17 protein-coding genes and 1 pseudogene are annotated in these 17,529 nt (G+C 49.5%); 14 read left to right on the forward strand and 4 right to left on the reverse strand.

All coding sequences use genetic code 11. The annotated features are described in order from the left end of the window. The first annotated feature begins 105 nt into the window (after positions 1-105). From ACTTK7_RS10335 to ACTTK7_RS10345, 3 genes are all read left to right on the forward strand, one after another. On the forward strand, positions 106-1,131 hold the full coding sequence (locus tag ACTTK7_RS10335; protein WP_462867960.1) for a LytTR family transcriptional regulator DNA-binding domain-containing protein: 1,026 nt from the start codon (positions 106-108) through the stop codon (positions 1,129-1,131). A 124-nt stretch (positions 1,132-1,255) separates the two neighbouring features. Continuing rightward, on the forward strand, positions 1,256-2,104 hold the full coding sequence (locus tag ACTTK7_RS10340) for an ABC transporter ATP-binding protein (RefSeq protein WP_462867962.1): 849 nt from the start codon (positions 1,256-1,258) through the stop codon (positions 2,102-2,104). Positions 2,105-2,106: 2 nt separating this feature from the next. After that, positions 2,107-2,814, forward strand: coding sequence for an ABC transporter permease (locus tag ACTTK7_RS10345; RefSeq protein ID WP_462867964.1), 708 nt, complete (start codon positions 2,107-2,109; stop codon positions 2,812-2,814). 90 nt (positions 2,815-2,904) lie between these two features. Here the strand turns inward: ACTTK7_RS10345 and mqo are convergent, their stop codons facing one another. Next, the gene (mqo, locus tag ACTTK7_RS10350) at positions 2,905-4,461 is read right to left on the reverse strand and encodes a malate dehydrogenase (quinone) (protein WP_462867966.1); all 1,557 of its coding nucleotides are present in this window, start codon (positions 4,459-4,461) and stop codon (positions 2,905-2,907) included. 168 nt (positions 4,462-4,629) lie between these two features. On the opposite strand from mqo, the gene ACTTK7_RS10355 reads away from it, so the two are divergent. The 8 genes and pseudogenes from ACTTK7_RS10355 (at position 4,630) to ACTTK7_RS10390 (ending at position 13,301) form a co-directional block, all read left to right on the forward strand. Further along, positions 4,630-5,415: an SDR family NAD(P)-dependent oxidoreductase gene (locus tag ACTTK7_RS10355; RefSeq protein ID WP_462867967.1), complete on the forward strand. Its 786-nt coding sequence runs from the start codon at positions 4,630-4,632 to the stop codon at positions 5,413-5,415. A gap of 171 nt (positions 5,416-5,586) precedes the next feature. Further along, complete coding sequence (locus ACTTK7_RS10360; RefSeq protein ID WP_462867969.1) at positions 5,587-6,180, forward strand: TetR/AcrR family transcriptional regulator; 594 nt, start codon at positions 5,587-5,589, stop codon at positions 6,178-6,180. A gap of 46 nt (positions 6,181-6,226) precedes the next feature. Continuing rightward, positions 6,227-7,447: an MFS transporter gene (locus tag ACTTK7_RS10365; protein ID WP_462867970.1), complete on the forward strand. Its 1,221-nt coding sequence runs from the start codon at positions 6,227-6,229 to the stop codon at positions 7,445-7,447. 181 nt (positions 7,448-7,628) lie between these two features. After that, positions 7,629-8,696, forward strand: coding sequence for a WD40/YVTN/BNR-like repeat-containing protein (locus ACTTK7_RS10370; RefSeq protein ID WP_462867972.1), 1,068 nt, complete (start codon positions 7,629-7,631; stop codon positions 8,694-8,696). Positions 8,697-9,488: 792 nt separating this feature from the next. Then, positions 9,489-10,190: a carbonic anhydrase gene (locus tag ACTTK7_RS10375; protein ID WP_462867974.1), complete on the forward strand. Its 702-nt coding sequence runs from the start codon at positions 9,489-9,491 to the stop codon at positions 10,188-10,190. Between the two features lie 214 nt (positions 10,191-10,404). Then, a pseudogene (locus ACTTK7_RS10380) lies at positions 10,405-10,737 on the forward strand (YflT domain-containing protein); the annotation flags it as partial. Positions 10,738-11,023: 286 nt separating this feature from the next. Beyond that, the gene (locus ACTTK7_RS10385) at positions 11,024-12,631 is read left to right on the forward strand and encodes an ATP-binding protein (RefSeq protein WP_462867976.1); all 1,608 of its coding nucleotides are present in this window, start codon (positions 11,024-11,026) and stop codon (positions 12,629-12,631) included. Then, a complete protein-coding gene (locus ACTTK7_RS10390) occupies positions 12,618-13,301 on the forward strand; it encodes a response regulator (protein ID WP_462867978.1) in 684 nt (227 codons plus the stop codon). The genes ACTTK7_RS10385 and ACTTK7_RS10390 overlap by 14 nt, the downstream gene beginning before the upstream one ends. A 48-nt stretch (positions 13,302-13,349) precedes the next feature. Here ACTTK7_RS10390 and ACTTK7_RS10395 read toward each other — a convergent pair whose 3' ends face one another. Next, complete coding sequence (locus ACTTK7_RS10395; protein ID WP_462867980.1) at positions 13,350-14,681, reverse strand: CitMHS family transporter; 1,332 nt, start codon at positions 14,679-14,681, stop codon at positions 13,350-13,352. Between the two features lie 884 nt (positions 14,682-15,565). On the opposite strand from ACTTK7_RS10395, the gene ACTTK7_RS10400 reads away from it, so the two are divergent. Together ACTTK7_RS10400 and ACTTK7_RS10405 are read left to right on the forward strand one after the other, a co-directional pair. Beyond that, positions 15,566-15,754, forward strand: a complete 189-nt coding sequence (locus ACTTK7_RS10400) for a hypothetical protein (RefSeq protein ID WP_462867982.1) — start codon at positions 15,566-15,568, stop codon at positions 15,752-15,754. Positions 15,755-15,826: 72 nt separating this feature from the next. Continuing rightward, positions 15,827-16,135: a MazG-like family protein gene (locus tag ACTTK7_RS10405; protein WP_462867983.1), complete on the forward strand. Its 309-nt coding sequence runs from the start codon at positions 15,827-15,829 to the stop codon at positions 16,133-16,135. 117 nt (positions 16,136-16,252) lie between these two features. Here the strand turns inward: ACTTK7_RS10405 and ACTTK7_RS10410 are convergent, their stop codons facing one another. Together ACTTK7_RS10410 and ACTTK7_RS10415 are read right to left on the reverse strand one after the other, a co-directional pair. Next, positions 16,253-16,756, reverse strand: coding sequence for a hypothetical protein (locus ACTTK7_RS10410; RefSeq protein ID WP_462867985.1), 504 nt, complete (start codon positions 16,754-16,756; stop codon positions 16,253-16,255). Positions 16,757-16,823: 67 nt separating this feature from the next. Next, a complete protein-coding gene (locus ACTTK7_RS10415) occupies positions 16,824-17,063 on the reverse strand; it encodes a hypothetical protein (RefSeq protein ID WP_462867987.1) in 240 nt (79 codons plus the stop codon). Between the two features lie 237 nt (positions 17,064-17,300). On the opposite strand from ACTTK7_RS10415, the gene ACTTK7_RS10420 reads away from it, so the two are divergent. Continuing rightward, a complete protein-coding gene (locus ACTTK7_RS10420) occupies positions 17,301-17,519 on the forward strand; it encodes a hypothetical protein (RefSeq protein ID WP_462867989.1) in 219 nt (72 codons plus the stop codon). The last annotated feature ends 10 nt before the right edge of the window (positions 17,520-17,529 follow it).

The following is a 17,529-nucleotide window of genomic DNA, read 5'->3' on the forward strand; positions in this document are numbered from 1 at the left end:
GCAAGCCTCTGGAAAACCAAACACATCACCACTACCACTATCAGGGTCGTTTTATGTATACTAAACAAAAAGAGGTGGCGGAAACCTTCGAAAGGAGAACGTGAATTGGCTACACTATCACTTCATCAATGGGAAAAACAAAACGAAGGGATCACGCTGTTTCCCGCTTTTACAATGGAAGTGACTGGGCCCTCGGTGCTTGCGGTTTATACACATACCCACATCCGGGAGGTGCTGCTTCAGGCATTTCTCGGCAGGTCTGTGCTTTCAGAGGGAGCGACGATCGTAAACGGCGACCCGCTTAAAAAGCGCCGGTCGTTTACCCGGGAAGTTGGAGTGTGCCGGCTGGAGGACGGATTGTACGAGCGTATCCGGGTCCGGGACCAGGTGCGTTTGTTTCAGCAGCTGTATGCTTCCTCCTGGTCGGTCGCTGAACTGCTTTCGGTAGTGAAGCTGCAGGAGCGGGCACACTTAGCGGTAAAACAGCTGACGCACTCGGAAAAGCAGCGGTTAAAACTGGTGCGCCTGTGCGCCCAGCGTGCGCCGCTTTGTGTGTTCGAAGAGCCGGACCAGAACGTGGACCTGGAAACGAGGCGCATCATCGCCCGTCTGTTTCAACGCCTGCAGGAGGAAGGCAGCACGGTGCTTGTGCTGACGGGAAATATGGAAAGTGCGGTTCTGCTGGCAGAAAATGTGTACCGCCTGGAATCCTCCGGGCTGCATTTGGTGCCGACGCAGACGGAAAACGAGGAGGAGGAACCTGCAGACGTGGAGGATAAAGAGCCGGGGCTGCCGTTTGATAAAATACCAAGCCGCGTGAATGAAAAATTAATTTTGTTTCATCCCACCGAAATTGACTTTATTGAAAGCGTGCAGGGCGAGGTGCATCTTCACGTCCAGGGAGAAACCTTTCCGGCGGTATTCACGCTCACCGAGCTGGAGGAACGTCTGCAGCCGTTCGGCTTTTTTCGCTGCCACCGGTCGTATATTGTAAATCTGCAGAATGTGCGCGAAATTATGACCTGGACCCGCAACAGCTATACGCTCGTATTAAATGATGCCTCCCAGGCGGAAATCCCGCTGTCCAAAACGAAAATGGCCGCGCTGAAGGCAATGATCGGCATCAAATAAGTGTTCCATTGAGAGCATTATATGCATCATTGGGGCCCGGATATGCTCCATTGACCCGGAATATAATGCACCAGACCGCGTTTCTTCGTATGCTGAGAGCAATCACATAGGAGGAGGCACAACAATGGAACCGATTCTTCATCTTCAAGGCGTATCCAAGATGTACGGCAATCAGGTAGCCGTCGCCGATCTGAATATCGACGTGCAGCCGGGCGAAATTTTCGGCTTTTTAGGCCCGAGCGGCTCCGGAAAAACAACCACTATTAAAATGATCACCAATCAGCTCGAGGCCACCGACGGCGAGGTGTGCGTCTTTGGACGGTCTCTGCCGGTGCGGGCCGCGGGCGGGTTTTACCGGCGGTTTGGCGTGCTGACGGATAACAGCGGCCTGTACCAGCGGCTGAGCATCGAGGAAAACCTCGCCCTTTATGCGAAACTGTACGACGTGCCGAGGCAGCGCATCCAGGATGTACTGGAGCTTGTGAACCTGCAGGACGCACGCCGCAGGTCTGTGGCTAAGCTGTCCAAGGGTATGAGGCAGCGGACGGTTCTCGCCCGGACTTTGCTTCATGAACCGGAGCTTCTCGTGCTCGACGAACCGACGTCAGCGCTTGACCCGGCCAACGTGCAGCATATTCACCAGGGGCTTCGGGCATTAAACGAACGGGGAACAACGATTTTTCTTTCGACCCATGACATGCAGGAAGCGGAAACGCTCTGCGACCGGGTGGCCTTCATCCATGACGGGCGTCTGCAGCAGGTTGATACCCCGAAAAACCTGCGCCGCCGGTATTCGGAGGGCATGATCGAGGTGGAGCTCACAAATGGGGACGTGCATACGCTTGCGAACACCCCGGCGTATGCCAGTCAGCTGTACGAATATATGGCTGACGAACGGGTGGCCGCGATCCATTCCCAGGAACCGACCCTGGGAGACATTTTCGTCCGTTTAACAGGAAAGGAGCTGGTGTAACAATGATGGCCGTGCAGCGTATGTATGCAATTTTTATGAAGGATGTTAAAGATTTATCGAAAAATCTGTTTGTGACGACCACTGTAATAACGCCGGTCATCCTGGCTTTATTTTACGGACAGCAGGGCCAGCTGCCGATAGAGATTCATTACTTAACGATCAACATCGCGCTGGTGCTCGTGGCGACATTTGTTCAGGCCGCGCTGATTGCCGAGGAAAAAGAAAAGCATACCCTGCGGGGGCTGATGCTGTCACCGGCATCCCCGTGGGAAATTCTGGCCGGCAAAAATGTGTTAACCTTTCTGTTTACGGCATTGACGCTGCTTGTATGTATTCTCCTCGCCGGCTACGAGCCGGCTCACGCAGGCATTGTCGGGGCGGGGCTGGTGCTGTCGATCGGTTTTTACCTGGCGCTCGGTACGTTACTGGGTCTCTTGGCGACGTCGGTCGTTCAGGCGTCTGTCGCTCTGCTTCCGATTATGTTTATCTTCGGATTTTCACAGATTATCGAAGAGATGGCCAACCGTTACCAGGCAGCGGGCGTGCTGGAATATCTGCCAAACGTCCAGCTGGTGGAGATGGCCCGCCAGGTGGAGCAGGGAGCGGCATGGGGCGACGTGACGGCTCCGCTCCTATGGATTGTCGGCTGGACGGCGGTCATGTGGGGCGTCGTTTTCATCACCTACCAGCGGCGTCAACTGGAGGACTGAGAAGAAGGCCTTCGCATAAATAAGGGAAGCATCAAGCGCCGTTTGGCACATTGGTGCTTCCTTCCTGTCGTCATTCTATTAATGGTTTTTTTATGCTTTAAGCGCCGTTAACTTAAGGGTGCGCGAGGTGGCATCATGCACCATGTCAAGCAGCTCGGGATTATCCTCAAGGGATTTACCGTACGACGGAATGATTTCCTTCAGCTTCGGCTCCCACGCCTCGAGGTGATCGGGGAAGCATTTGTTGAGTACTTCAAGCATAATCGACACGGACACGGAAGCCCCCGGTGATTCCCCGAGAAGCGCTGCCATTGTGCGGTCTTCGGCATGAATCAGCTTGGTGCCAAACTGCAGGGCACCGCGGCCGCCCTCCTCGGTATCCTCAATCAGCTGCACGCGCTGGCCGGCGACGAGAAGCTCCCAGTCCTCACTGGACGCATCCGGCACAAAGTTTCGCAGCTCCTCCATCCGGTGTTCCTTGGTCATGCTCAGCTGCTGGGCAAGGTACTTGAGCAGCGGGGTATTCTTTGCGCCGGCTGCAAGCATCGTCAGCACGTTTGTCGGCTTGACCGAACCAAACAGGTCCATCGGCGATCCCTGCTTCAAAAACTTGGGCGTAAATCCGGCGAACGGGCCGTACAGAAGCGTATCCCTGCCTTCGATATGACGCCGGTCCAGGTGCGGCACCGTCATCGGCGGCGTGCCCTCCGGTTCTTTGCCGTATACCTTGGAATGATGCTTTTGGACAATCTCGGGATTATCACAGACAAGAAACTCGCCGCTGATCGGAAATCCGCCGATATGCTTGCTTTCAGGAATGCCTGTTTTCTGCAGCAACGGCAGGGCCCCGCCGCCGGCGCCGATAAAGGCGAAGGAAGCCGTATGTTCCTCGAGCGTTTCCTGCTGGTGGTTTCGGACCTTCACCTCCCACGTGCCGTCTGGTCGCTGGGCAATATCGTCGACAGAATGATTGTATCGGATTTCGACATTACTTTGCTTTTCCAGGCTGGCAAGCATCTGGCGCGTGAGTTCCCCGAAATTAATATCGGTGCCGTGGTCGACCTTCGTGGCTGCGATCGGCTCGTCGGAGTCACGCCCCTCCATCATTAACGGAATCCACTGCCTGATTTGCCCGGGATCCTCGGAAAACTCCATGCCCTGAAACTGGGGATGGCCGTCGAGGGCCTCGAACCGTTTCTTCAGAAAGTTTACGTGATCCTGCCCGTACACAAAGCTGATGTGGGGCAGGGGACGGATAAACTCTTCGGGGTTCTGAAGATCGCCCTGGTCCACGAGGTGCGCCCACAGCTGTCGTGAAATCTGAAACTGTTCATTAATTTCGACCGCCCGCCCGGTTTTAAGAGAGCCGTCCGGCTGCTCAGGGGTATAGTTCAGCTCACAGAGAGCCGCGTGCCCGGTGCCGGCGTTGTTCCATTCATTCGAGCTCTCCTGTCCCGCGGAATCGAGCTTTTCAAAAATGGTAATGCGCCACTCCGGCTCCAGCTTTTTCAGAAGCGTGGCGAGCGTCGCGCTCACGATGCCGGCGCCGACAAGAATCACATCCATGGTGGTGTTGCTATGGTTCATAGTTTTTTCCTCCTTCAAAGGTGCATAAGTGTAAGCGTTAGCGTTAAGTAGTATGGTCATCTGATGACTCTTTATTTATAATAACATACTCGTCGCTGAAAAACGAGACAGAGTATGAGCCGGGCGCCTTAGTTTGACTCAGGCCGTCCAGGGAATAATGGGAAGGGCAGGCATGATAATATTTTAATAACAATGGATGATTCATAAAATACTACTGGAGGGATTATGATGAAAATTTTAATTACAGGAGCGACCGACGGAATCGGTATGGAAACGGCAAGAATGCTGATGGCCGAGGGCCACGAGGTGCTGCTTCATGGCCGCAGCGCGGAAAAGCTTGAAAAGGTGGCAGAGGAGCTCGGCAATGAACAGGCGGATCAGTATGTGGCAGACCTGTCCAAACTGGCGGATGTAAGAAGCCTGGCTCTGGGAGTCACGAACAAGCACAGTCATTTGGACGTGCTTATCAATAACGCCGGGGTCTATAATGCCACGGACGCTGCCACCGCAGACGGCCTGGATATCCGCTTTGCGGTGAATGCGTTCGCCCCGTATATTTTAACAAACGAGCTGCTTCCGCTGATGGATGAGTCGGGACGCGTCGTAAACCTGTCTTCTGCAGCGCAGAAGCCTGTGGATTCGGAGGCTCTTTCAGGAAACAAACATCTCCAGGACGGGGAAGCCTATGCCCAGAGCAAGCTCGCCCTCACCATGTGGACGATGGAGCTCGCCCCCCGCGTGGATCCGGTGTTGGTGGCGGTGAATCCGGGATCCCTGCTTGGAAGTAAAATGGTGAAACGGGCGTTCGGCGTCGAAGGCAGTGATATTACCATCGGAGCGAATATTTTGTATCAGGCGGCTCTGTCGGATACGTTTGCGGATGCCTCCGGCAAGTATTATGACAATGACGCCGGCGATTTCGGCGACCCGCATCCGGACGCCAGCGACAGCGAAAAACGCCGGGATCTCGTAAAACAGTTGGACGACTTAATAGAGCAGACAGGTAGTTTGTAAAGACTGTATCAGGATTACTACTGTAAATTTGACAATAAAGCAAGGCTCTGTAAAAGAGCGTTGCTTTATTTGTGTATGCGTTCTTTGAAACGATGCTGGCATTATAATAAGGTGTATGTTAAATTTACCTAACGTTAGGTAGGAAATGAATACAAAAAAGGTGTTGGTCCGATGGAAACGCGCGAGCGCATTCTTCATACAAGTCTTAAGCTGTTCACCGAACGGGGGTACGAAGGGACAACGCTTGCGGCAATCGCCGGGCAAATAGGCATAAAAAAGCCGTCGCTGTATGCTCATTTTACGAATAAAGAAGCTTTATTTCTGGCTGCGGTCAAAAAAGCGGTGCTGGAATACAACGGTGTTGTGCGCAGTGTGTTAAAAGCATCGGAAACAGAATCCACGGAGAATCAGCTAAAAACCCTATTATACCGGCTGGCGGAAGTTTATTACGATGAATATACGATCAGCCAGTTTTATTACCGGTTTTTATTTTTTCCACCGCCGGAACTTGCCCCGCAGATGCAGGAGCTGGTGGTGTATCACGGCAGTGCTGCGGAGCAGCACATTGAAGCCGTGGTGCAGCAGGGCAAGGATAAAGGAGAGGTGGAGCTATCGCTTGCCAATGATCTTATTGCGGAAAGCTATTTGACCCTGCTTAGCGGCATCGACTTTGACACCCGCTATTACGATTTTAATAAAGAACAAATCCGGACCCACGTCGACCGGATATGGCAGGTATTCTGGCGGGGCATCCGGGCTTCCTGACTAAAAATTAAAGAGGGAAGCAGCGTAGGTTTACAGGAGGGCACAGATGGCGGATTCATGGGTTTCGTTACTAAAAAATAAAACGTTTGTGCTCGTATGGCTGTCGGGCATGACGGTAATGCTCGGCTTTTCCTTTTTCTTTCTGTCCGTTTCGTGGTTTGTTGTCGATGAAATGCAGCAGCCGGCGATTCTCGGGGTCGTGATGATGACGATCGCTATTCCGCGTGTGGCGATGATGATTTACGGCGGGGTGCTGGCGGATAAAATCCAGAAATCGCGGATTATGTTTACGACAAATGCGATGCAGGTGGTCGTAATGATCATTCTGGTGGTGCTCGTGCAGCAGGACGCCCTGCAGACGACGTCGTTGATCATCCTGGCGTTTATCTTCGGGTTTCTGGATGCCTTCTTTTTCCCGGCGGCTTCGGCCATGATACCGAGTATTGTCCCGGTGCATCAATTGCAGCAGGCCAACTCCTGGTACCAGGGGTCCACGGAGCTGATGTTTATCATCGGCCCGGTGGGGGCGGGGCTGCTGTTGACCTTTGGCGGCTTTAGCTTTGCGTTTTCCGCAGCGGCGGGTTTGATCGCGCTGTCGACCGTGCTGATTTATCCGCCGCTGTTGAAGGACCCGGTGCCGGAAGTAAGAACCGGGCGTCATACGGCATGGATGGATCTGAAGGAGGGCCTCGCTTACGTGCGGCAGTCAGGCATCCACCGTTCCGGTACAATGGTGATTATTACGATTAATCTACTGATGATCGGCCCGCTGTTAATCAGCATTCCGATGCTTATCAGTGCGCTCGGAGGCGCCCCGTGGCAGCTGAGCCTATTGGAAGGAGGGTTTTCGACCGGGACCTTTCTGTTGAGTGTGCTGCTCGTTACCTGGTCGCTGAAGCAGCGACGGGGCCGGTGGGTACTGGGAGCCCTGGGGACAGGCTTTATTCTCCTGTTTGTGTTCAGCCAGGTGGAGGCGCTGCCTGTGCTGGTCGCTGTAATTACGCTCATGGGCGGGGCAGGAATGCTTGTGTACCTGCCGACGATTACGATGATTCAGGAAAAAACCGACAACAACAAGCTCGGCCGGGTGATGAGCCTCGTGAACTTCGCAGCCAGCGGATTCGAGCCTATTGCCTTCGCGCTTATTTCCTTTCTGGTTGCGGCCGCGATTCCGATTCAGACGGTGCTCATGTATACCTCCATCACCGGGCTTGTGCTGACCGGCCTGCTGCTGTGGCTGAGCCCCGAGTTTCGGCAGACCGATTAGTGCCGCCAGAAGAATACTGCTTAAGCCTTCCGCCCGGAAGGTTTTTTTCGTTCCGGCAGGACTGCTGCCACTCCGGCATCAGCAGAGCTCTCCCGGCATCACAGGAATGTCTTTAAGAAAAAACGGGAAGAGAATACTACTGGCATACATAAACCACGACAGTTCAGAAAGGATGAAAAGCATGAGGATATTATACGCGGGTATGGAAAATGAACTGCTTATTCTGACACAAAGCGGTGAAGGGTGGCAGGCGCAGACGAAGCTAAAAGGAACCCAGCCTGTCCGGGTGGCGGTGGACCCTTCTGATACATCCATTGTTTACTGCGCCACGTATGGGCACGGATTGTGGAAAAGCGAGGACGCAGGAGAAAGCTGGCAGGCGACAGGGAAGCCGCAGCTGTATTTTGAGCCGGCGGGCAACCTCGGCATCCCGTCGCCGTATATTACGTTTGTCGGTACACACCCGGTGAAAAAGGGGAAGGAGTCGCATATAGTGTATGCCGGCACCGAGCCTTCGGCGGTGTATTACTCGGAGGACGGAGGAAAGCACTGGCACGAGTGGACCGGTATCCAGCAAATGGCCTCCCGGCCGGAATGGCAGTTTCCGCCGCGTCCCCATACGCATCACGTCCGCTGGATCACGCCGGGCTACGGGAATCCGGATCATGTAGCTGTGTCCATTGAATACGGGGCCGTGCTTTTTTCAGAGGATCAAGGAAGCACCTGGCAGGACCGGGCGGAGCACAGCCCGAGAGATGTGCATACCCTGCTGGCTCATCCGTCGGCTCCCGGCCGTTTGTACGCAGCCTGCGGGGACGGCTTTATGAACGCTTCGCATTCGTATGCAGAAAGCGAAGACGGCGGACGGCACTGGCATTACAAGAGCGAAGGACTGGAGAAGCATCCGTATCTTTATAATATGGTACTGAATGCCGCGGACGCGGACGACCGGTTCGTTTCCGCCTCCAAAGGCCCGCGTGAAGCCCATTTTTCTGGTGCTGCCAGCTCCGCCATTTACCGGAAGCAGGGGGAAGCGCCCTTCCGGGAAATATCCCGGGGGCTTCCAGCAGGCTCCTTTGCCCATGTCCTGACCCAGGACCCGGAGGACACCGGCATCTTTTACGCGCTCAATAATCACGGCATCTTTTTCCTCCGTACAGACGAAGACATATGGAACTCTGTCAATATAGCCTGGAAGGATGAGTATAAGCACCAGCACCCGTCGTGCTTGATGGCGGTCTCACGGTAAGATAATTAAACACACTCCGAAATATTAGTGATTGAAGGACCGGCATGTTTTACTTGGAAAACAAGCGGGTAAATATATTTTATAACGCAAAAAACCACAACAGCTTTTGCTGTTTTAAACATTAAATGGTCGGCAGAAATGAATGGATATAAAAGCCAGTACATGAGCCGGAAAAAGGGACCCCATTTCTTTTTCTGGCTTTTTTTATTGAAAGCATACTTAAAAAGTTAATTCCCGGGCGGTCTGTGCCAAACAGACTGAACCCCGGTGATACGGGGTAGCCATTCTTTATCGGTTTCTCGCTATGAGGCGTTAAAAATGATGAGAGCAAGGAAAGAGAGGAAACATAAAATGGAACTAGCAGCAGTGATTTTGTACGGCGTGTTTGCCGCGCTTCTATTGATTAATCCAGCACAGATTAACAAAACTAAAAGCCAGCAGCCAAAATAAATATTAAAGTTCACGGGGAACCATCAGGGCATACATTGCCCTGGTGGTTTTTTTAATTTTTATTGTACACGCGGGAAGAAAAAGGGAAGGAAATAATGAGTACGCTTCCGGGTAACTAAACAGGAGGATTGATGGAGAGTAGCAAAAGCCTTCTTACCTCGCGTTTGGCAATGGCTGGAAAAGGAAACATGCAATGATACAGAGCGGCTGCTTCACCATCTGGCGGTTCTTCATGTTTTCGTTTTACTATAATTTGATAAGGAATGATGCCGTATCGCTGTATCTTTTGTTTATTCGGCCGTGCTGGCGGCCGTAAGTATTCTACCTGTTTTTCCTGCAGAGGTGGAGAAAGCGCCTGAAAAAAAGCCCGAATGGTCCTATCAGGGCAATACGTCGCCGGCGCACTGGGGGAGCCTGGACGCTGATTATACTACCTGCACCAATGGAGAAAGCCAATCGCCCGTAAATCTTCGGGAAGCAGAAACAAAACGGGGCAGTGCCGATGTACAAATGAATTACAGACCAACCAATTTCACCCTTAACAACGACGGGCATACCGTATTGGCAGAGCCCGGAAACGCCAATAATACGTTAACCTATGAAGGTGAGGAATACACGCTTTCCCAATTTCATTTTCATGCGCCAAGTGAACATCTAATCAACGGCGAATACGAGGATATGGAGCTCCACCTTGTGCATGAAAGTCCGGAGGGAGAAATCGTTGTGACCGCGTTTATGCTTGAGGAAGGGAGCGGCAACACTTTTCCTTCTTCGTTCTGGAACAAGATGCCGTCAAGCGAAACAGACACCCCGGCTTCTGCTGATAACCGTCTCAATCTGGAAGAACTGCTGCCATTTTCCGAAACGAACTTTCAGTATGAAGGCTCGTTAACGACGCCTCCATGTACAGAAGGCGTGAATTGGATCGTTTACGAAGAGCCGGTATCTGTTTCAAGTGACCAATTAGCAGATTTTCAGCAGATCTATGACGACAACCACCGTCCGGTCCAGCCGCTTAACGGAAGAGAAGTAATAAAAGACTGACGCATATTATTTCCAGTGCTCTAGCGGCCGAAGAAAAAAGAAAGCAGGAAGAGTTTGTATACAAGCACCACGGGGTATCATCATCTATGGCACACTCTTCTTGGCCGTTCGTTAAGTATTGCTGGGAAATACCAGGAAACGAAAGAAAAGAAGATGTCTGGCTACAGACAAAGGCTCTAAACTACACGAGGAGGATTCAATCATGAAGCCATAAGTACAGGAATACACCAACGAAGACAACATCGAGCAGGATGTACAAAAGCTCACAGATAACGGCATCAGCCGTAACGACATTTATGTCATGAGTCACGATGATGACCGTACCGACCGTATTGCTGATAAGGCAGATACCAATGAACCTACCGATAAAGAATTCGGCATTGATTCCGAGAATCGTTTCTCGAAAAAAGGAGACGAGCTTCGCTTTAAGCTTCAGGAGCTTGGATTTACGGAGCAGGAAGCCGAGGACATGGAAGATGATCTCGACGAGGGCAAGGTATTACTGATGGTTCAGGACGACAAGAATTTGAGTGAACTGCTGAAATAATATTAGGTAAAACAGCCGGAGGCCGGTGGCTCTCCGGCTTTATCTTTCTGCTCAGCTATTAAACAAAAATCATCCATAAAGTAAACGTGACAAAAATTGCGGTAACTCCTTGAATGAGCGTTCCTGTGGCCTGCGCCTTATGCGCCTGTGTTACTGACATACCGCCTAAACTCACTCAAAATAGATTTAAAAAACTTTGTGTGCTGCCATCATTTCTTCCATTCAATTTTAATGGAAAATGGCATAGAATAAAAAGGAATTGATTACTAAAGTAGGATGGAGAATTATGACAGGAAATTGGAAGCTTTTTCACCGGATGGGAGCAGCAATTGCCTTACTTATTCTGGCAGTGACAGGGATTTTAGCGATCTGTGCATATATTATTTTTTCCGATTCACTTGAAAACCAGGTTGGACAGAATGCTTTAAATGTAGCGAAAAGCGTATCGGAAATTCCCGAAATTCGCGAAGCTTTTGAAGATGAGGAGCCTTCAGCCACAATTCAGCCGCTCGCTGAGCGTATTCGGGAGAGTACAGAAGCCCAGTTTATAGTGGTGGGTAATGAGGAGGAAATCCGCTATTCGCACCCCGAAACTAACAGAATTGGCGAGGAGATGGTCGGCGGCGATAATGAGCGGGCGCTCGATGAAGGGGAGAGCTATGTGTCGGAAGAGCGAGGGTCGCTCGGTCCTTCCATACGCGGGAAGACCCCTATCTACAACGATGAAGGTAGAATCATTGGTGTAGTCAGCGTCGGTTTTCTTCAACAGAACGTGAATGACATTATAGCTGATAACAGCACAGGTCTGTGGGTGGCGCTCGTTTTACTGATTCTTCTCGGCATGGCCGGGGCTTATGTGATAGCGCGGTGGATTAAAACCAGTCTGTTTGATTTGGAGCCTGATGAAATCGCCCAGCTGTATATGCAGAAAGAAGGTGTTTTACAGGCAACCCATGAAAGCATTATTGCCCTTGATGTAGATGGAACTGTAACGTTCATGAATCAGAATGCAGAGAAATGGGCAGCGTACGAAGGAGAGATAGCTCATTTTCTCCAAAAACTTATTCCGGATGATAGGTTACATGAGGTTCTTCACCAGGGACGATCTTTCCATCTGCTGGAGCGGACCTTAACCGCTGCGGAAATGGTTCTTCATGTGATTCCAATAATATATAATCATAAGATTACTGGAGCGGTGGTTTCTTTTCATCCTAAAAATGAGGTAGACCGCCTGAATATGGAATTAACTGAGATGAGAGCTTACTCTGACACTTTGCGTGCCCAAACGCATGAATTTTCCAATAAACTTTTCACTATTTCGGGTCTGCTTCAAATGAATAAAACGAAACAGGCCACGGACTATATTCAACAAGAAACGAGAACCCAGCAGAACCGTATACAGTTCTTCACTTCCAATGTTGCAGACGCTGCAGTAGCCGGTCTTTTACTGGGAAAGTATAATCAGGCATACGAGAAAAATATTCAATTTACGATTGACCAGGACAGCAGCCTGGAAGCTCCCCTTCCTTCGTCAAATCAGCATGCGGTACTGACAGCGCTTGGGAATGTGCTCGATAATGCTTTTGAGGCTCTGCTTTCGGCGGAAGTAAACCGGAAGGAGGTCAAGGTTCATTTCACAGACGTGGGGGATCATTTGATTATGGAAGTGGATGACAGCGGACCGGGAATTCCCGAACAGCAAATGAAAGCCATGTTTAGTCAAAGGTGGACAACGAAACCGGAGGAAGGTCACGGCTACGGTCTGATGAATGTAAAAGAAGCACTGGACCGCGTCAATGGATCTATCTATTTTGAGGAAAGTGAATTGGGCGGAACTTGTGTTATCTTGAGTGTGCCGAAAAAATCAGGAGGGAAAGCAGATGGAGCATTTTGATGTTTTGATTGTGGAAGATGACTTTCGTATTGCAGATCTTATTGCTGCCAGGGTGGATCAACTGGATGCTTTTCAAACGGTACAAAAAACCAAAACCGGAGAGGAAACGCTGCGCTATTTGCGTGCGGCTGGTACCTCCCCGGCAGTGATCCTGTTGGATGTGTACATACCGGATGTTTCAGGACTTGAATTGCTTTGGTCTTTAAAAAATTCCCCGGCTCGTGATTCAGAAATTATTATGATTACCGCGGCTACGGAAACAGAAACCATCCGGGAATCACTTCATGCGGGTATTTTTGATTATATTATCAAACCTATTGATTTTGACAGGCTCGATCAATCCCTTCATCAAATAAGGCAAAAGCGAATACTTCTGCAGGAACGAAGCCATATGGACCAGCAGGCAGTCGACGCAGTGGTTCAAAAAGAAGGGGAGAGCAGCACAGAGGAACTGCCTAAAGGCATAGATGCTTACACGCTAAGACGTATTAAATCTGTATTTGCGGCAGAGACCGATTCCTTATCAGCTTTTAAAGCCGCCGGTAAGGCCGGGGTCAGCCGCCCGACTGCCAGAAGATATCTGGAATATTTAGCGGGCGCTGGATATCTGGCTGTTGATTCCAGCTACGGGGAGCCAGGGAGACCCCAACGCCTCTACTATAAAAAATAAGCAAGCCGGCCCATGTTTAAATGCCGGCTTGCTTTTTCATTTATACACCTATACACCAACGATACCCATAAACCATGCCACAATTAATAATAGAATACTGAACCCCCATACCCAGAAGAAAGAGTATTTTAAATGCTCCCCGATTTCAACCCGTGCCAGTCCCAGTCCGAGCCATAAGGCCGGAGCAAAAGGACTGACCATTGTTCCGATGATATTTCCAACAACGAGAGTATAAATAATCGTGGTGGATTCAACGCCAAATCCTGAAACAATTTGCTCGATAATAGGTACAAGAGCAAAATAGTAGGCATCAGTACTGAGTAATAAATCGAACGGTACACCGAAAAAGCCGATGATTAAATGGAGATAAGGAACCAAAAGTCCTGGAAGAACGTTAACAATGTCATCTGCCATGGCTTCAAGCATCCCGGTCCCCTCCAGAATACCGAGAAAAGAACCGGCTGCGAGAATAATCCCCGCCATCATTAAAGCGTTGGGCGCATGAGCTTTCACCCTGGCCATCTGTTCATCAACCGAGCGGTAGTTTAATGGCAGGGCAATGGCCAGGCCGAGCATAAACACTAATCCGGAAGGAAGAATACCGCTCATTAGCACAGCAACTAAAGCAGCAGTTAAAAGAAGGTTGAGCCAAAGCAGCTTCGGCCTTTTCAACGACTCCTGCATGGATTCTTCATCTGATTGGGTAGGAGCTGCTTCCTCAGTTGCAGCAACTTCCTTTAAGGTCTGCTCGTAGAATCCTCTTTTGGCAATTCTCTTTTTTTCCCGTAGTCCAAATAATGCCCCAATGATGAACAAGAGAACGATTTCAACAAGCTGCAGCGGAATTAACGGTCTCCATAATTCCACAGGGTCCATGTTCAATACCGAGGCTGCGCGGCCGATCGGTCCCGCCCATGGGAGCAGGTTCATCACCCCAATGCTTAAAACGGTAAGAAGCATCAACAGAAGGGGACTCATATTTAAACGCTTATAGAGCGGAAGAAGGGCAGGAATTGTAATTAAAAAAGTAGATGCTCCTGACCCGTCTAGCCCTGCGATAATAGCAATAGCTATGGTCACCATGGCTACGGCAACCACATTACCTCGTGTAAGTGCTATCATTTTATTTATGATGGGATCGAATAAGCCAGCGTCCTGCATTGTTCCAAAAAACAAAATTGCAAAAATAAACATGATGACAACAGGCATGACGGAATCGATGCCGTCTTCAAAGTAAGTGGTGACATTTTCGAATCCGGAGCCAAGTAAAAAAGCAGCTGTGACCGGAATTAACACCATTGCTACAATAGGTGACAGCTTTTTCGTTATTAGCAGAGTAACGATCGATATAATGGTTAAAAATCCTAGTATGCTAATCATATGGACCTCCTGTTTTTAAAGCGCTTTCAATTAAATTAACAGATTTTTAATTGATGAGGTCCTTTTGTACATATTGATCATGTTTTGTTCATAATGGTTATAATGTTTGAAATGCTATGAAAGATTAATTTGCTTTTTTCAGTACTTTTGAGCAGGCTAAGGATATGGCAGAAAAAAGAAAATAGGAAAAGTTTTTACGCAGATACAAGGGGGTAACACGATTTATGGAACCTTCTCCTCAGTTGCAACGATATTTACGTCATGAGTCATGATAATGACTGAACTGACCGGATTGCCGATAAAGCAGATATCAATGAACCAGCCGATAAAGAATTCGGCATTGATTCCGAAAATCGTTTCTCGAAAAAAGGAGACGAGCTTCGCTTTAAGCTTCAGGAGCTGGGATTTACAGAGCAGGAAGCCAAGGACATGGAAGATGATCTCGGCGAGGGCAAGGTATTGCTGATGGTCCAGGACGACAAGAACCTGAGTGAACTGCTGAAATAATATTAGGTAAAACAGCCGGAGGCCGGCGGCTCTCCGGCTTTATCTGTACATAAAAAAGGCGCTTCCACGTGGGAACGTCTTTGGTTTATTCTTGATTAAAATCAGTTTTGACAGCTTTGGCAATTGCAAGATAAACAATTAAAAATCCGGCGATGCTGAGGGAAGCAGGGTCAGCAGGCAGGAAATAAAGCCTCTCTGTGTTATTCATTGGTGAAGAAAGAAGCATATATCATCAGGACTGAAGAGATGGTCGTTGCGGGCACTGAATACTTTCTCAATTAAGAGAATTGCAATGTTGGTTCACTGACCATAGCATTCTATTTGTTATAATGGAAGGAAAATACAATTAACAAATTTTGCTTTGAAGGGGAAAAAGGATGAGGACATTTATTCTGTTTCATCGCGTATTTAGCACCGTGGTTCTCTTTTTGGTGATTGTGGATTTAGTTCAGCTGATTGAAGCGCCGTCATGGGTGTATATTGTTCTGATGAGTATGTTAGTCGCTTCTACAGCAGTCGTTTGGACGTACGAACGAAAACAGGCCAGAATAGAACCGAGGCATTAGGCCGTTGCCAGCAAGCCGGTCTTTATATGTTAGAGCATAAAAGAATAATTGTATGGAAGGAGGAGGACAGCCATGAACGCATCTTTATGGGAACAGCTTCGGACGCTGAGCTCTCAGGAGCCCAAAACCATGGAACAGATGGCATTAAAGCTTTCGGAGGAATCGGGCGAAGTCGCCGAAGCGGTGCTGACAGCAACGGAGGCGAGTGGAAGCGAATACAAACAGGCGTCCCGAAACCACATCGATGAAGAATGCATCGACGTGATGCTGGTGGCAGCCGCCATGTTTTACCAGTCCGGTCATGATACCGCGCATATGGAGCAGCTGCTGCAAAAGAAAATGGAAAAATGGCGGGAGCATATGGCGAAAGGGGAAGACTAGTTTAATGGAAGGCATCTGCTGAAAACAGGGACGGAAACAGTGCCGGGCCCTGTTTTTGTGTGCGTTTCGATCCTGATCTAATCACCTCAGGAGGGTTACATATTACGTGTTTGGAAACTACGGATTTCCGTTCCAAAAGGCATAAACCATAGCGGCAAGGAGGACCGGCGAAATTCCGGCAGCTGACTCTTCCACGCGTATTTCCACCGAACCCTTCCAAAGGAAGCCGGTACGTTTGGTTTCTCCCACGCATTCGTCTTTCACATAAATATGGCCCTGGCCGTTCCACTGCAGTTGAATAGTCACGTCCGGCAGATGGTTCATGCCGCTCAGTGTCACCGCGTATTTATGTTTGGACGCATGCATGCTTGTCATATCTGCGATGTGCATACGATTTTGAAAAACGCGCCAATTGTGCCCTTTATCGAATGATTGCTGGACGATGGCATAACTATTATCTGCTTCCATGGTGATATTAACGTCGTGAACCGGTCTTCGGGAAGGATGGTCGCTTGCATCATGAAACCAGCGCTGCATTGTTCCAATTTCTGCTTCACGGTCATATACGGAAAGGGGCTTTGTGGAGGCACCCCGCAAAGGACGGGAATACGTTAGCAGCATGACGGGCTCTCTCCTTTTCTAAATGAGTATAGATAAAACGGCGTTTTGGTGCTGAACACCGCCGCTTCTAAAAATAAAAATAGTAGCCTACGGCCATAAAAACGAAAAAGCTGTTGGCCATCAAAAACGTTGGAAGAAGCAGCCACCACAGCCGACCCACGACGGCAAGCACAAAGCCAACGGCGCCGAATACCTGGCCTAAGATCCAACAGCTGAACCCATAATCCCAAATAAAGTTGGGCAGCCACGTAGCCATGCTCAGCAGGAGGCATAAGACACTCCATTTACGAAGTGTGCACCCGGGCATGAATAATCCTCCTTCCGGCATTCCATGGTGCTAGTAAATTTCATTTTCGGGGTTTTGGAAGAAAATTGCAAACGGAGGAAGAGGAATCTTAATCAGGGTTGCAGTTTTAAAAGAAGAGATAGTACAATTCAGAATAAAAGGAATGATTTTCCATTTATTATTTTTTGCATCTCCAGGTCGCATGAAATAGTAGTTGGTAGGACTAAAAGAATAGTTGTATATATGAGAGGAGGCCGCATGAAATTTCTTCAGGTAATGAAAGGGATACTTACGATATGGATTGCCATTCACAGTCTGAGTGTCATGATTTTATTGATACTATTGCTGCTTGCAGTTCCCGGTACCGGTTTTCCTTTAAATTCTGTCGGGTCATTGCTGGCGGGAATATTAGGGTACGCTGCTGTCGAATATAAACTGAAGCAGAAAGAAGAAAATCAGGAAAAAGTGCGGGAATAATATTTGAATG

It is taken from the genome of Marinococcus tarijensis (assembly GCF_054971385.1).

What these genes read in the sequence shown, in the direction of transcription:
- ACTTK7_RS10355 (WP_462867967.1), top strand. Translation starts at nt 4,630, where the DNA reads ATGAAAATTTTAATTACAGGAGCGACCGACGGAATCGGTATGGAAACG.
- ACTTK7_RS10395 (WP_462867980.1), bottom strand. Translation starts at nt 14,681, where the DNA reads ATGATTAGCATACTAGGATTTTTAACCATTATATCGATCGTTACTCTG.
- ACTTK7_RS10365 (WP_462867970.1), top strand. Translation starts at nt 6,227, where the DNA reads ATGGCGGATTCATGGGTTTCGTTACTAAAAAATAAAACGTTTGTGCTC.
- ACTTK7_RS10340 (WP_462867962.1), top strand. Translation starts at nt 1,256, where the DNA reads ATGGAACCGATTCTTCATCTTCAAGGCGTATCCAAGATGTACGGCAAT.
- ACTTK7_RS10345 (WP_462867964.1), top strand. Translation starts at nt 2,107, where the DNA reads ATGATGGCCGTGCAGCGTATGTATGCAATTTTTATGAAGGATGTTAAA.
- ACTTK7_RS10420 (WP_462867989.1), top strand. Translation starts at nt 17,301, where the DNA reads ATGAAATTTCTTCAGGTAATGAAAGGGATACTTACGATATGGATTGCC.
- ACTTK7_RS10415 (WP_462867987.1), bottom strand. Translation starts at nt 17,063, where the DNA reads ATGCCCGGGTGCACACTTCGTAAATGGAGTGTCTTATGCCTCCTGCTG.
- ACTTK7_RS10410 (WP_462867985.1), bottom strand. Translation starts at nt 16,756, where the DNA reads ATGCTGCTAACGTATTCCCGTCCTTTGCGGGGTGCCTCCACAAAGCCC.
- ACTTK7_RS10370 (WP_462867972.1), top strand. Translation starts at nt 7,629, where the DNA reads ATGAGGATATTATACGCGGGTATGGAAAATGAACTGCTTATTCTGACA.
- ACTTK7_RS10360 (WP_462867969.1), top strand. Translation starts at nt 5,587, where the DNA reads ATGGAAACGCGCGAGCGCATTCTTCATACAAGTCTTAAGCTGTTCACC.
- ACTTK7_RS10385 (WP_462867976.1), top strand. Translation starts at nt 11,024, where the DNA reads ATGACAGGAAATTGGAAGCTTTTTCACCGGATGGGAGCAGCAATTGCC.
- ACTTK7_RS10400 (WP_462867982.1), top strand. Translation starts at nt 15,566, where the DNA reads ATGAGGACATTTATTCTGTTTCATCGCGTATTTAGCACCGTGGTTCTC.
- mqo (WP_462867966.1), bottom strand. Translation starts at nt 4,461, where the DNA reads ATGACCATACTACTTAACGCTAACGCTTACACTTATGCACCTTTGAAG.
- ACTTK7_RS10390 (WP_462867978.1), top strand. Translation starts at nt 12,618, where the DNA reads ATGGAGCATTTTGATGTTTTGATTGTGGAAGATGACTTTCGTATTGCA.
- ACTTK7_RS10405 (WP_462867983.1), top strand. Translation starts at nt 15,827, where the DNA reads ATGAACGCATCTTTATGGGAACAGCTTCGGACGCTGAGCTCTCAGGAG.